14 protein-coding genes are annotated in these 13,600 nt (G+C 60.9%); 6 read left to right on the top strand and 8 right to left on the bottom strand.

Annotation, left to right across the window (positions count from 1 at the left end; all coding sequences use genetic code 11):
- Nucleotides 1–55: 55 nt before the first annotated feature.
- A complete protein-coding gene (locus tag AC1D2Q_RS00200; protein WP_477811809.1) occupies nt 56–1,174 on the bottom strand; it encodes a DUF3616 domain-containing protein in 1,119 nt (372 codons plus the stop codon).
- Between the two features lie 89 nt (nt 1,175–1,263).
- The gene (gene glsB / locus AC1D2Q_RS00205; protein ID WP_018929762.1) at nt 1,264–2,172 is read right to left on the bottom strand and encodes a glutaminase B; all 909 of its coding nucleotides are present in this window, start codon (nt 2,170–2,172) and stop codon (nt 1,264–1,266) included.
- 229 nt (nt 2,173–2,401) lie between these two features.
- Here glsB and AC1D2Q_RS00210 point away from each other — a divergent pair, with 229 nt between their 5' ends.
- The 3 genes from AC1D2Q_RS00210 to AC1D2Q_RS00220 are packed head-to-tail and all read left to right on the top strand — an operon-like array spanning nt 2,402 to nt 4,904.
- Nucleotides 2,402–2,917 carry an HvfX family Cu-binding RiPP maturation protein gene (locus AC1D2Q_RS00210; RefSeq protein ID WP_477811810.1) on the top strand — a complete coding sequence of 172 codons (516 nt, stop codon included), beginning with the start codon at nt 2,402–2,404 and terminating at the stop codon, nt 2,915–2,917.
- 47 nt (nt 2,918–2,964) lie between these two features.
- The gene (locus tag AC1D2Q_RS00215) at nt 2,965–3,663 is read left to right on the top strand and encodes a dienelactone hydrolase family protein (protein ID WP_477811811.1); all 699 of its coding nucleotides are present in this window, start codon (nt 2,965–2,967) and stop codon (nt 3,661–3,663) included.
- Between the two features lie 53 nt (nt 3,664–3,716).
- A complete protein-coding gene (locus AC1D2Q_RS00220) occupies nt 3,717–4,904 on the top strand; it encodes an MFS transporter (protein ID WP_477811812.1) in 1,188 nt (395 codons plus the stop codon).
- Here the strand turns inward: AC1D2Q_RS00220 and metC are convergent.
- From metC to AC1D2Q_RS00250, 6 genes are all read right to left on the bottom strand, one after another.
- Nucleotides 4,901–7,660 carry a cystathionine beta-lyase gene (gene metC, locus AC1D2Q_RS00225; RefSeq protein ID WP_477811813.1) on the bottom strand — a complete coding sequence of 920 codons (2,760 nt, stop codon included), beginning with the start codon at nt 7,658–7,660 and terminating at the stop codon, nt 4,901–4,903. The two genes, AC1D2Q_RS00220 and metC, sit on opposite strands and share 4 nt — an antisense overlap.
- Nucleotides 7,657–8,253, bottom strand: coding sequence for a cysteine dioxygenase family protein (locus AC1D2Q_RS00230; RefSeq protein ID WP_477811814.1), 597 nt, complete (start codon nt 8,251–8,253; stop codon nt 7,657–7,659). Before AC1D2Q_RS00230 ends, metC begins: the two co-directional genes overlap by 4 nt.
- A gap of 17 nt (nt 8,254–8,270) precedes the next feature.
- Nucleotides 8,271–9,107 carry an amino acid ABC transporter ATP-binding protein gene (locus AC1D2Q_RS00235; protein ID WP_477811815.1) on the bottom strand — a complete coding sequence of 279 codons (837 nt, stop codon included), beginning with the start codon at nt 9,105–9,107 and terminating at the stop codon, nt 8,271–8,273.
- Nucleotides 9,094–9,882 (bottom strand): amino acid ABC transporter permease, encoded by a 789-nt coding sequence (locus AC1D2Q_RS00240; protein ID WP_477811816.1) that lies wholly within the window; start codon nt 9,880–9,882, stop codon nt 9,094–9,096. The genes AC1D2Q_RS00235 and AC1D2Q_RS00240 overlap by 14 nt, the downstream gene beginning before the upstream one ends.
- Nucleotides 9,872–10,594, bottom strand: a complete 723-nt coding sequence (locus tag AC1D2Q_RS00245; protein WP_477811817.1) for an amino acid ABC transporter permease — start codon at nt 10,592–10,594, stop codon at nt 9,872–9,874. Before AC1D2Q_RS00245 ends, AC1D2Q_RS00240 begins: the two co-directional genes overlap by 11 nt.
- A 64-nt stretch (nt 10,595–10,658) precedes the next feature.
- Nucleotides 10,659–11,501 (bottom strand): transporter substrate-binding domain-containing protein, encoded by an 843-nt coding sequence (locus AC1D2Q_RS00250; RefSeq protein ID WP_204125658.1) that lies wholly within the window; start codon nt 11,499–11,501, stop codon nt 10,659–10,661.
- 251 nt (nt 11,502–11,752) lie between these two features.
- On the opposite strand from AC1D2Q_RS00250, the gene AC1D2Q_RS00255 reads away from it, so the two are divergent.
- The 3 genes from AC1D2Q_RS00255 (at nt 11,753) to AC1D2Q_RS00265 (ending at nt 13,537) form a co-directional block, all read left to right on the top strand.
- Complete coding sequence (locus tag AC1D2Q_RS00255) at nt 11,753–12,613, top strand: LysR substrate-binding domain-containing protein (protein ID WP_477811818.1); 861 nt, start codon at nt 11,753–11,755, stop codon at nt 12,611–12,613.
- Nucleotides 12,614–12,731: 118 nt separating this feature from the next.
- On the top strand, nt 12,732–12,893 hold the full coding sequence (locus AC1D2Q_RS00260; RefSeq protein WP_230172414.1) for a hypothetical protein: 162 nt from the start codon (nt 12,732–12,734) through the stop codon (nt 12,891–12,893).
- Between the two features lie 53 nt (nt 12,894–12,946).
- The gene (locus tag AC1D2Q_RS00265; RefSeq protein ID WP_477812191.1) at nt 12,947–13,537 is read left to right on the top strand and encodes a helix-turn-helix domain-containing protein; all 591 of its coding nucleotides are present in this window, start codon (nt 12,947–12,949) and stop codon (nt 13,535–13,537) included.
- Nucleotides 13,538–13,600 lie beyond the last annotated feature (63 nt).

Below are 13,600 nucleotides of genomic sequence, written 5' to 3' on the forward strand. Positions count from 1 at the left end.
TCGGAAAATGTATAGGAAAATCCGTGGAGCGTCATTCACCGGGACGCGGTGGTGGTTACTTTTTCGCAAGTCGAAATACGTCCTGCTCCAGTCCATTGCTACCTTGTTTACGCTTGTCCGAATTCACGTCATAAACCACCAGCAACAAGGGCTCTTCTACGCCATCGGTGCCTATAAAGGTCATCCCTTCGGCATGATCGCAGCCTTTATCTTCTCCTTGCCCGTAAGGAACCTCTAGGACCGACGTCAATTGTTCGCTGAAAACGAAACCTTCATCTGCTGGCCTGGCGCCGTCGCGCCATCGAAATACAGTGACGGGCCCGTCGAGGTCCATCGTCGGTCCAGCCAGGACCAACATATCGTCACCATCGAGGCATAAGTCCCTGACGCCGAGTCCATTCAGCTGGAAAAAATGCTTTCGATACTTTCGCCCACCCGGCCCGATTTTCTTCAGCCTCAGTGTGTGAGCAACCTTGGGATGGTCTTCGGGTTCGACCTCCAGAATGATTGCCCATCCCCGCAGCACAGGTCCTCGCAACCCGATAAAAACACGCTTGCCGTTGACCTCGAGGCCTTCGGTATCGAACCCGTTGTCCTTGCCGGGAATGTGCAGGAATGCCCCAACATGTTCGTCGTCCTTGAGTTCATCGAGCAATTCGTTACCCAGTTGATTGCCGGCCAATTGAGCGGCGACTCGATCATCGCTGGTGCTGCTCTTCACCAAAGTGAACGTCCCGTTTTCTTCGACCAGCGGAATCCGGGCCAGGAGAAAACGATTGCCATCACGGCTGACAATGGCCAGACGTTCGGCGTTTTTCTTCAGGGACTTGGTGCTATCGGGCTTTTTCCGTTTCAGGCTGTGAGAGCCCACGATCCAGAGATACCCTGTGTCGCGGTCGTAACTCATGCCTTCCAGGTCGGCTTCAACGTCTTCTTTGCCAACGTCCGGCATGACCGGCAGCGTCAACAGGGATGCCAACGGGAACCGCTTCTGCTGATCAAACAGAAATTCGCCCGGGCTGGCGCGCTCGCGCTGGGTGAAACGTTCAAGGCTCAAGGATTCATCATTGGCGACCCACAGGGTATTGCCGACCTGCACCACGGCAGACAACCCGTCGCGCAAATGAGCGTCCGCCTCATTGAAGACGAGAAGCGCGGAACCGAACTTCATCATGGAATCACCCGCGCCTCCACCCGATCGGGTGAGCAGTCAAAAGATCTACTTCACGTTAGCGACCACCCGGTGCAAGTCAAGGAGCGCCATCAGAACACCGACCAGCCAATCCGCTGGCTCAACAACTCCAGCGCCGCCATGCCAGCGAGCGAGTTGCCGGCAGCGTTCAATTCCGGGGACCAGACGCACACCGTGAATTGCCCCGGCACCACCGCGACGATGCCCCCGCCCACGCCGCTCTTGCCCGGCAGACCGACGCGATAGGCAAAGTTGCCCGCTTCGTCGTACAGCCCGCTGGTGGCCATGATCGAGTTGACTTGTTGGGTCTGGCGGGCGCTGAGGATCTGTGCGCCGCTGTGTTTGCAGAAACCGTCGTTGGCCAGGAAGCAGAACGCCCGGGCCAGGTCCACGCAACTCATGCGCAACGCGCAATGGCTGAAGTAGCTGCGCAGCACCGCTTCGACATCGTTATGGAAGTTGCCGAACGACTGCATCAGATACGCCATGGCCGCGTTACGCGCGCGGTGCTGGTATTCGGACTCAGCGACCTTGCCGTCCACCATGATGTTCGGGTTGCCGGACAAGCGCCGGACAAAATCGCGCATCGACAGCGCTGGAGCGGCAAAGCGCGATTGATTGATGTCGCAGATCACCAGCGCACCGGCATTGATGAAGGGATTGCGCGGGCGCCCGCGCTCGAATTCCAGCTGCACCAGCGAGTTGAACGGCTGGCCGGACGGCTCGTGGCCCAGGCGTTCCCAAATCGCTTCGCCGGAGTGTTCGATGGCCTGCACCAGGCTGAACACCTTGGAAATACTCTGCACCGAGAACGGCGTGTCGGCGTCCCCCGCGCAAAACAACTCGCCATCATTGCCATACACGGCAATGCCCAATTGATTGCCCGGTACCTCGCCGAGGGCGGGAATGTAGTCAGCCACTTTGCCCTGACCGATCAACGGTCGGACTGCGTCAAGGATCTCGTTCAACAGCGCTTGCATGCCGGGTTCCGAAGTCTCGCCCCATGGGATTGCGGGGACACTGTCGCTAGACGCCGCTGGGCGGCGCTGAATCACAGTTTTGTATGGGAATGTATTTGTCACGGTCCGGGATACACCAACTTGCACCCGGCGGCGTTTCAGACATATCGCCAATACAGCTGATTGCAACACTTCTGGCGTCCGCTGACTACCGGTAGACACTCGCAATGAATGCCCGGAGACCAAAACCATGACCACCTCTCTCTCATCAGCCGTCCAGGGCCTGCACCTGAACCTCGACCGCGTCGGCAACTGGATCGCGCCCCTCACCCTGCGGCTGTTTCTGGCCTGGGAGTTTTTCGAGTCAGGCCTGGAAAAATGGAACGGCCAGAACTGGTTCGCCGATATCCAGGACCGCTTCCCGTTTCCCTTCAACCACGTTCCCGCCACGCTGAACTGGGAACTGGCGATGTGGGCCGAGCTGATCTGCGCCCTTACCTTACTGGCAGGCCTCGGGACACGGCTCTCGGCGATTATTCTAGTGGTGGTCACAGTCGTCGCGACCGCTGCCGTCCACTGGCCGGCCGATTGGTCTACATTGAGTGAACTTGCCCAGGGTTATGCCATCAGCAACAAGGGCCACGGCAACTTCAAACTGCCGTTGATCTACCTCGTAGCCCTCATGCCGTTGTTGTTCTCGGGGGCCGGCAAACTCAGCATGGACGCGTTGTTGGCTCGACTCTTCTGGCGGCGCAGTCACCGCTGAGACGCCAGCGTCTCGATACCCCATCCAACTTGTGTAAAGGAGCCATCATGAGCGTAACCAGCCAATGGATCGAAATCAGCAGCCCCGAAGGCACCTTCGGCGCTTACCTGGCCATCCCCCACACCCGTAAAGGGCCGGGGATCGTACTGATTCAGGAAATCTTCGGGGTCAACGAACACATTCGCTCGGTTGCCGAGCAATACGCCGCCGATGGCTATCTGGTCATAGCGCCGGATCTGTTCTGGCGCCACGGCCACCGTATCGAACTGGGCTACGACGAAGCCGGCTGGAAACGCGCCGTCGAATTGATGAACGCCACCGACCGCTATAAAGCCCAGGCTGACATCAAACTGGCCATCGATACCCTGAAGACACATACCGGGCTGGACGGCAGGATCGCCTCCATCGGTTTCTGCTTCGGCGGCATGCTGTCGTACAACACCGCAGCCAACGGTTTCGTCGACGTGGCGATCGCCTATTACGGCGGCGGCATACAGAACCAACTGGATCGGGCCGGTGAAATCAAAGTGCCGCTGCTGATGCACTTCGGCGAACAGGACAGCCACATCCCCATCGACGCCGTGAAGCAAATCGCCGAGCGTTTCGAGTTCAACGACGACGTCGATATCGAGGTGTATCCGGGGGCCGAACATGGCTTCAACTGCTCGCACCGTGACAGCTACAACCAACGGGCTGCGGCCGAGGCGCATGGCAATACGTTGATCTTTTTAAGTCAGAACCTTTGATGGCCGGGGTTGGCGCTATCAATAATCGGTGAGTATTCAACCCGGAAACCAGCATGGACAACCTCGCAAAACCCACGCCAGCCTCGATGCGTATCCCCTCCACGGTCTGGGCCCTGGGTTTCGTCAGCCTGTTCATGGACCTGTCTTCCGAGCTGGTGCATAGCCTGCTGCCGGTGTTTCTGGTCACCACTTTGGGCGCCAGCGCCTTGACCGTCGGGGTGATCGAAGGCATCGCCGAGGCGACTGCGATGGTGGTCAAGATATTCTCCGGCGCCATCAGCGACTTTATCGGCCGGCGCAAAGGCCTGCTGTTGATGGGCTACGGTCTGGCGGCGTTGTCGAAGCCGCTGTTTCCCCTCGCGCACTCGGTTGATGTGGTATTTACCGCGCGGTTTCTGGATCGCATCGGCAAAGGCATTCGTGGCGCGCCGCGCGATGCGCTGGTCGCCGATGTCGCCCCGGCCGAAATTCGTGGTGCCTGCTTCGGCTTGCGCCAGTCGATGGACACCGTGGGGGCGATTCTGGGTCCGGTTCTGGCGATCGTGCTGATGCTCTGGCTCGGGCAGATCCATCTGGTGTTGTGGTTTGCGGTGATCCCGGCGGTGATATCGGTGGCGCTGATTGTCGGTGGCGTCAAAGAACCGACCGATGTCGCCGGGAAACACACCTTTCGCTCGCCTATCCACTGGAAGGTACTGCGGGAGTTTTCCCGGGGTTACTGGTGGGTGGTGATCGTCGGCGGGCTCTTCACGCTGGCCCGTTTCAGCGAGGCCTTTCTGGTCTTGAAAGCGCAGCAGACAGGTCTGACGGCCACTTGGGTGCCGATGGTGATGGTGGTCATGTCGCTGTTGTATGCGGTGTCCGCCTACCCTGCCGGCTGGCTGTCCGACCGGATCAGCCGCACCAAGTTGCTGTGTGTCGGCATGGGGCTGCTGATCCTGGCGGACCTGCTGCTGGCGCAAGCGGATTCAATCATGACCATGATGGCGGGCGTGGCCTTGTGGGGTCTGCATATGGGGTTCAGCCAGGGCATTCTCGCGACGCTGATCGCCGACACCGCGCCCGAACATCTCAGGGGCACGGCGTTCGGCCTGTTCAATCTGATCAGCGGCGTGTGCCTGTTGATCGCCAGCGTACTGGCTGGCGCGCTATGGGAAACCTCGGGTTCCGCCAGCACTTTCATCGCCGGGGCGGTGCTGGCGGCCGCGGCGCTGTTGTTGCTTGTGCTGCGCAAGTCCTAGTCCGCGATCGCGGCGAACCCGCGTTGCAAATCCTCAATCAACGCGTCGACATCTTCCAGGCCAATGTGCAACCGCAGTACCGGGTTCAATGCGCGATCTGCCGCACTGTTGCGATCCTGGGTGTCGGCGACGGTGACCAGGCTTTCATAGCCGCCCCAGGACGCGCCCAGACCAAACACCTGCAACGCATCGATGAAGCGCTCTACGTACGTAGCGTCGGCATCGCGCAGTTCGAAGGACAGTAAACCGTTACTGCCCGTGAAGTCCCGCCGCCACAGTGCGTGATGGGGATGATCGGTCAGCGCCGGATGGAATACCCGTTTCACCTGCGGTTGCGCTTGTAGCCAATGAGCGATTTCCAGGGCCTGGCGTTCGTGGACCTCCAGGCGTGGCGCCAGGGTTCGGGCGCCGCGCAGCACCAGCCAGGCGTCGTCAGGGCTGACGGCGATGCCAAAGGTGTCGCTCATGGACGCCAGCGGCTGCCAGACCTCTTGCCGGGTACAGACGCTGCCCATGACCACATCGCTGTGGCCACACAGATACTTGGTCAACGCTATGATCGAGATGTCCGCGCCCAGGGTCAGCGGCCGGTACAGGTAGCCCGAGCCCCAGGTGTTATCGACGGCCAACAGGGTGCCCCGTGGTTTGCACAATGCGGCGATGGCCGGCAGGTCGCAGAGTTCATACAGCAGCGAGCCGGGCACTTCGGTGTAGACCATTTTGGTGTTGGCTTGCAGTTGCGCTTGCAGCCCGCTGCCGTCAGGCGCGAAGTAGCTGACCTGGATGCCGAACGGCCCAAGCAGCTCCCGGGCCAGACGCCGCACGGGTGCATACACCGCGTCGGTGATCAGCACATGATCGCCGGGCCGCAGGTAGGCCAGGAACGTCTGCGCCACCGCCGCCAGTCCGGTGCCGAACAGTCGGGTGCGGTAACCGCCCTCCAGCTCCGTCACCAGGTCTTCCAAGGCAAAAGCGGTCGGATTGCCCCGGGCGCCATAGCTCAGCACCCGTTCGCGATCACGACGAGCACGGGCATCGCGCATTTGCGCCAGGTTGTCGAACAGCACCGTGCTCAAACGAGTCACGGGCACGTTGACACCTCGACTGCCACTGCCCTTTTCGGTACGCGCCGCCTGCACCAGACGGGTACGCACCCGCGCATCACGAGTCGCTTGAGACGGCGCGCGCAGCGGTTTCAGGCTGGCGATTTCGTCTGCGCTCATTTGCGCCAACAGGCCGATTTCCCAGGCCAGGTACTGACGCGCCGCGTCCTTGTTACCGGCGTGGCGATCATGGGTAAAGAACAGAAAATCGATGCACTGCTGATCGGGCGGCGTGTTGGCATCCTCTTGCACGGCAAACCCCGCGGTACGCCAGGCGTCGACGCCACCGTCCAACAGCCGGGTTTGCGCACGCTGAACATCGGACAATTCCAGCGCCGCGAACGCTGCCAGCTGCGGGTCATCGGCCAGCAACACCAGAGGTCGCTGTTCACCGGCCACTTCACTTGCCAGCAACGAACGGATCGACCAGCGCGAGCCGGCGATATGGCCTTTGCGGAAGGTCATGCTCGGGCGCAGGTCAATCAATGCCACCGCGCTGTCCTTCAACGCATCGGCCAGGGCCTGCGCAGTGATCACGGGCAATGTTTCGTGAACGGATACCTCAAGCGCGGGCAATGCCAGACCGCTACTCACCCCACCTTCCAGCACATAAGCTTCATGCCCCAACTGCCGAAGCCAACTGGCAACGATCGGCGCCCGTATGCCATCGCTGTCGAACAGCACCAACCGCGCCTGACGTAAGCCGATATACAGATCGGTAGACTGAATCAACTGCCCGCCCGGCGTGTGTTGCGCACCGGGCAAACTGCCGGCGACAAACTCCTCGGCGGTGCGCACATCGCACAAAAACAAACTGCGTGCGGCCTCCCCGGCCCACTGCTCGACCTGCGCCGCCGCAACCGTTTTTACCCCGGCCCGTGCGGCCAGTTGTGCCGCGGCGAGGCGTTGTTGCGGCAAGGTCTTGGATGACACCTCATCGGCGTAGCGGCGGGTGCTGCCATGTTCCAGCCGGAAATCTTCCAGGTACCAGCCCTGCGTACCGTTTTCCAAGGCGTAGACCGGGTTCTTCAACCCCAGATTGATCAGGGTCTGGGCGCCAATAATGCTGCGGGTTCGACCGGCGCAATTGACCACGATCGGCGTGCTGTCATCCGGCACCAGATCCTGTACGCGATAGCCCAGTTCGCCATTCGGGCAGCAGACAGAACCGGGGATGGTCATCTTGCGGTATTCGTCGAACGGCCGACCGTCCAGCACCACCAGCGGCTCGCCCCGGGCTTGCCATTCAGCCAGCTGCCTGGCGGTGACATGCGGCGTATCACTGGTCTCTTCCACCAATTCGCCAAAGGCTTTGGACGGCACATGCACACCCGCGAACAGTTGCAGGCCTGCCGCCTGCCAGGCATCGGCACCGCCGTCGAGAATATGCACGCGGCTGTACCCCAGCGCCTGCAAACGCCGAGCAGAACGCGCCGCGACGTCCCCGCCGTTCTGGTCATAAATCACCAGCCGCACCTGAGGATTCGGCGCCAGGCGTCGGACCTCCAGCTCCAGGCGACTGTAGGGCAGGTTCACCCCGTGAAACAGGTGGGCTTCGCCATATTGGCCGTGCTCACGCACATCAAACAGGGCAATTTCCTGCCCGTCGAACAGCCATTGCTGCAGTTGCCCTGGGGTTACGGTCCGATTCATGCGTAGGCCTTGATCGACGGCGCCATTTGCGAGGCGTTGTAATTGAGGATGCGCCCGTCGGCCTCGACCCCGTAACGGCCGTTGAGCGACTCCAGCGGCAAGCCGTACAGGTGAAAATGCAGGGTCGGCTGCTCGCCTTCGACACGGATGCCATGCAGGTCCTCACCGAGAAACGAGATCGACGTGCCGGGTTGCACGATCACTTCCTTTTCCAGGTGCAACGTGGTGAACCCAGGCTCGCGGCCCTCGTCATCACGGGCGTAGACGTAGTTGATTTCCTGGCCTTCGATGGCGCTGATGATCGCCCAGGTTTCGTGGTTGTGCGGGATCGTACTTTTACCCGGCAGCAATGAGTTGAGGTACAGCGTCGGCGTGTCGCCATCGTCGTTGAGGCGGTAGCGGAACGCGGTGCTGCCCTGCCCCGGCACGGGCGCCGGGAACGCGTCGAAATTAAACAGATCACGGCGCTCGGCCAGGGTTTCGAGCAAGGCGACGATCTCCGTCAACGCGGCGCGGTCAACGCCACGCTGATGGATGACGCGGATTTTCTTGAGGAAATCCTCGATGACGACGGCACGGTTATCGGTACTCATGAACAGACTCCTCGGTATTAGACGGACAGGCTGTAGCGGCTCAGGTTGCTCAACAGATACGGATCGTTGGCGACACGGGGACGGCGTCCCGGATCGCCCAAGGCGTGACGCAGGAACTCCTGGGTCCGCTCGCTGGTGGGGTGCTGGAAAATCTGCTCAGCACTGCCGTGTTCAACGATCACGCCGTTTTCGGTGAAGTAGACGATGTCGCTGATCTCTTCGGCGAAGCGCATTTCGTGGGTCACCAGCACGCAGGTCATGCCCTCTTCAGTCAGCTCGCGAATCACCGTCAGCACCTCGCCAACGGTTTCCGGGTCGAGGGCAGAAGTCACCTCATCGAACAGAATCAGTTCCGGGCGCATGGCCAACGCACGGGCGATCGCCACCCGCTGTTGCTGACCGCCGGAAAGTTGCCCCGGATAAGCATCGGCCTTGTGCTCCATGCGCACCTTGGCCAGCAAGGCGCGGGCATCTTTCTCGGCCTCGGCGCGGTTGCGCCCCAGCACTTTGCGGGGGGCGATCACCAGGTTCTCCAGCACCGACAAATGCGGGAACAGGTTGTACTGCTGGAACACAAACCCCACACGCTTGCGCAATTCGATACGCTGGCTTTCCTGGGCCAGGCTGTGAACCTCGGTGGCGCCGACGCGGATGCTCCCGTGCTGGGGCTGCAACAGGCCGGTGATGCAGCGCAGGATCGTCGACTTGCCGGAGCCGGACGGGCCGATGATCGACACGGCCTGACCACGGTGCACGTCGAGGTCGATGCCCTTGAGCACCGGGTTGCTGCCAAATGACAGGTGCAGGTCGCGCAGGCTGACCAGAGGCTCGGCGACGGTTTCAGTAGAAGGCATAACGTCGCTCCAGGCGTTGGGTGAGTCGGGAAATCGGGTAGCAATAAGCAAAGAACAGCACCAACAGGCTCAGGTAAATCACCACGGTGAAGCCGGTGAGGTTCACCGTGTTGCTGGCGATTTGCGCGGTGTCGATCACATCATGCACGCCCACTAAAGACGCCAGTGCGGTGCCCATGGTGATCACCGCGTAGAGGTTCATCCACGGCGGCAACATGCGCTTGAAGCACTGCGGCAGGATGATCGAACGAAAAATCTGCCCGCGAGTGAAGGCCAGGGATCGCGCCGCTTCCCATTGGGTACTGGGGATCGAGGCGACGGCGCCACGGAAGATCTCCGCAACGTTGGCGCTCGCCGGCAACGCCAGGCCAATCGTGACCTTGACCCAGTCCGGGAACGGGACATAAGTGCTGCCGATGTGGATCTCGAACGGGAACACATAGGTAGTGAAATAGATCAGCACCAGCCACGGCGCGTTGCGAAAAATCTGCACCCAGATCCGCGCCGGCAAGCGCAGCAGCCACAACGGCGACAACGCCAGGGCACCGACCAACAACCCCAACAGCGAGCCCAGCCCGATCGCCACCAGACTGATCAGAATGTTCTGGCCAAACCCGACGACCAAGGCCGGCGACCATTGCAGCAAAGCCTTGAGTACCGGGCTGTGCGGCGCGAAATACACCAGCCAGAACACGGCCCCCGCCAACAGCAGCAACTTGCCGACATGCCGACGCGGCCAGGCCAGCGGCGCGGTGACGGACGATTCAATGGCCATAGCCGGGCATCCTCAGGCGCGCTTCGAGCAGGCGCCCCACACAATTGACGGTAAAACTCAGCAGGCCAAAAAACGTCAGGATCAGAATCATCAGCTCCAACACGTTATCGCTCTGGGTCCAGATCATGATCGCCGCGTAGGTGATGTCGCCGACGGCAATGGCCGAGGCGACGGCGGTCATTTTCACCAGGTCGATCAGGTTGTTGATCAGCGACGGCAAGGCAAAACGCAAGGCCAGTGGCAGTTGCACATTCCACAACAACTGGCGGCTGCTGAACGCCAGCGAACTGGCCGCCTCCATTGTCACCGCCGGCACGGCTTCGATGCCGGCGCGCAAGGCTTCGGCATGGAACGCGCCTTTGTGCAGCGAAATCACGATCACCACCCAGGCGAACGGCGTCAGCGGGTTGGCTGCGCCGACGGCCTGGGTCAGCAGCATGTTCAGCACCAGGAACGCGCAATACAGCTGCACCAGCGTTGGCGTGTTGCGGGTGACTTCGACAAACACCCGCGCAGGTTTTGCCAGCCAGGGTTTGCCCGAGGTCAACATCGCCGCCAAGCCGACACCCGCCAGCAGGCTGCCGACGATGGTGAGCAGGCACAGCAGCACCGTCGTCAGCGCACCCTGCTCCAGGGTTCCGCGCTGATAAGCGTCCAGCAGAAAGCTGTAGTTCAGGCCGAACCCGGCGGCCCAGTGGACGAACAGTTCCATCCGGTGATTCCTTGAACGACCGCCGAGCCAGCCGACGGTCTAGTGAAACGATGAAGTGAACCGCTCACGCGCCGTTGGCCTGGAACTGTTTCTGCAACTCCACCAAGGCCGGTGACGCGGGCGTGATGCGGTTGCGGGTCTGGGCGTCGATCAGCCAGCCGCTGCGATGCAGTTCCTTGACGATGGGGTCGAGTCGGGCCTGGGTATCGCGTTCGCCAGGTCGGGTCCAGATCACCGAAGGGGCCGGGTTGAGTTCCGGACTCAGCGCGCGATAGCCCTGCCATTCGGCGTTGTCGGCGATCAACGGGTTGATCAGCGTGGCGTCATGCACCGCCGCGACGCAGTTGTTGCCACGTAGCGCGAGCAAGGATTCCGACGAGCTCTTGAACGCCTTGATCTCCACGCCCAGCTCGGTGAGCGGCTTGATGTAGCTACTGCCCTGGGAGGTGCAGACGGGCTGGCCCTTGAGGTCTTCCCAACGGCTGATCTTGCTGTCCTTGAGCAGCGCCGCGGTACCGCCGACACGGTAGAACGGCGTCGGCACAAAACCGAGGATCTCACCGCGTTCGGCGGTCCACTCCATGTTGGCGATCAGCAAATCCACTTTGCCCTGCTGCAAAAACTGCACGCGGTTGGCGGGCAATACCGGCACCAGTTGCACCTCGGCGCCCAACTGCCGACCGAGTTCCTGAGCGAGGTCGACATTCAAGCCCCGTGGTTTCTGAGTACCCGGATCGATACTGCCGAAGGGGCCGCCGGACAGTACGACCCCCACCGTCAGCACATGCCGTTGCTGGATCTTGTCCAGCGTGGCATCAGCCTGAGCCCCGGCACTGGTAGCCAATGAGATCAAGGCGCCCAGCATCACAGGCAACCATCGTTTTACAGGTGAGCGCTCAAGCAACATGGATTTCCCCTCATGGATGATCGGCGTTCCCCGACCTGATGAGGCGGCATCCTAGGTACAGTCCTGAAGTAACGGAAATTCAAATATCTAATATCGTTATAACTTGCTGTGTTTTCTCCAAGTAACAACCCTTACGACTCCCGTATTTACTGACACTCTCGACCAAAACACTAAAATTTCGCCAAAAACACATAAACAAATGTAATGTTTATGTTTGCAGCCTTGATATAAAAACAGCCCCGGGAATGGCCATGTCGACCTCACCTACCCTCGATCTCGAATTACTGCGCACCTTCATTGCCGTGGTCGATCACCACAGTTTTGCCGAGGCCGGCGCGCAACTGGCCCGCACACAATCGTCGGTCACCCAGCACATGCAACGCCTGGAACAACAAGTGGGGGTGAATCTGTTCGAGAAGCGCGGGCGTCAGAAGCAACTGACTGAAGCCGGTTTACAGCTGTTGCGTCATGCGCGGCAGATGCTCTCGCTCAACGACGATGCGCTGAATTCCCTGCGCGAAAGCAACTTGAGCGGCGTGCTGCGGATCGGCTCGCCCCACGACATCGCCGACACCATCCTGCCGCCGATCCTCAGCCACATCGCCCGCTCGGCCCCGCGCTTGCGCCTGGAGATCGATGTCGGCCGCAGCCCGTTTCTGATGGACGACCTGCACCGAGGCAAGGTCGACATGGTGATCTCCACCCGTGAAGACCCGACGCTCGAAGGCTTCGCCTTGCGCACCTCGCCGGTGTGGTGGATCTGCTCGGCACAGTACATTCATACACCGGAAGAACCCTTGCCGCTGATTCTGGTGGATGAACCGAGTATCTATCGTCGCTACGCCCTGGAGGCGCTGGAACGCGCCAACATTCCATGGCGCCAGGCGTACCTGGCGTCGAACCTGATCGGCATCAAAGCCGCAACGCGTGCCGGGCTGGGCGTCACGCCCAGAAGCATGGAAATGCTCGGCCCGGACATGCGCGTGCTCGGCGAAAACGATGGCCTGCCACGGTTGCCGGACGTGACCTACCACTTGTGGATTCGGCCCAACACCGTGAACCCGCTGGTGCGTCGGGCCTATGAGTTGATCAGGAGTAGTCGGGGGCTTTGACGCGGCCACTCATAAGAACCAAAGAGTATTAATAAATACAAAATCAGTATTTATGGTTATAAAAATATCCGCGTACTCTCAGCTCATCCCGTCATTCATCACCACAGTGAAGTGCCCCATGAATCCGACTGACAACCTCATCGACTTCGCCAGCTACCGCAAACGCAAACAGGCTCAACAACGGGCACGGGCCATGTGGGAAATGTACGCACGCAACGCCGGCCTGCAGGCTTTTCAGTGGGTCCAGGCCGCCCAATCGACCGAGACCCGTCACGCGTGAACGCGCAGCAACCCTCGCGTTTTCTGGTGAGCGCGGACGAACCCGTGACGGACTTGAATAACCTCGAACAACTGGAAGAAGAGCCGATCTGCGAGCGGGTCGCGCAGAACCTGCAACGGCTGCGGGGCAAGCGTCATCTGTCCCTCGACGCTCTGGCCCGGCAATGCGGCGTGAGTCGGGCGATGCTGGCGCAGATCGAATCCGGACGCAGCGTGCCGTCGATCAAAGTGCTGTGCAAAATTGCCAAAGGCTTGAAGGTTTCGGTGGCGGCGTTTCTCGAGCACCGGGCTTTCGAAGGTGTGGCCGTGCTGTCGGCGAGCCAGAGCAAACGCCTGGTCAGCGCCAGTGGCACCTTCGTCAGCCGCGCGCTGTTTCCGTTCGACGTGGCACGCCAATCGGAATTCTACGAACTGCGTTTGAGCCCGTTGGGCGAAGACCACTCCGAGGGCCATGGCCCGGGTGTGCAGGAGAACCTGGTGGTGTCGCAGGGCGTACTGGAAATCAGCGTCAACGATGAACGCTACCTGCTATCCACCGGCGACTCGATCCTGTTCTACGCCGACCAGCCCCACCGCTATCGCAACCCCGCCGACAGTGAGGCCGTGGCTTATCTGGTGGTGACCTACCCGGAACGCCTGGACTAATCCCCCTGAAGCCCGCTCCCACAGGGATTTGGGCTCGACGCGGGGCTGGAATGAAAAAGCCCC

The organism is Pseudomonas sp. P1_A1 (assembly GCF_056406935.1).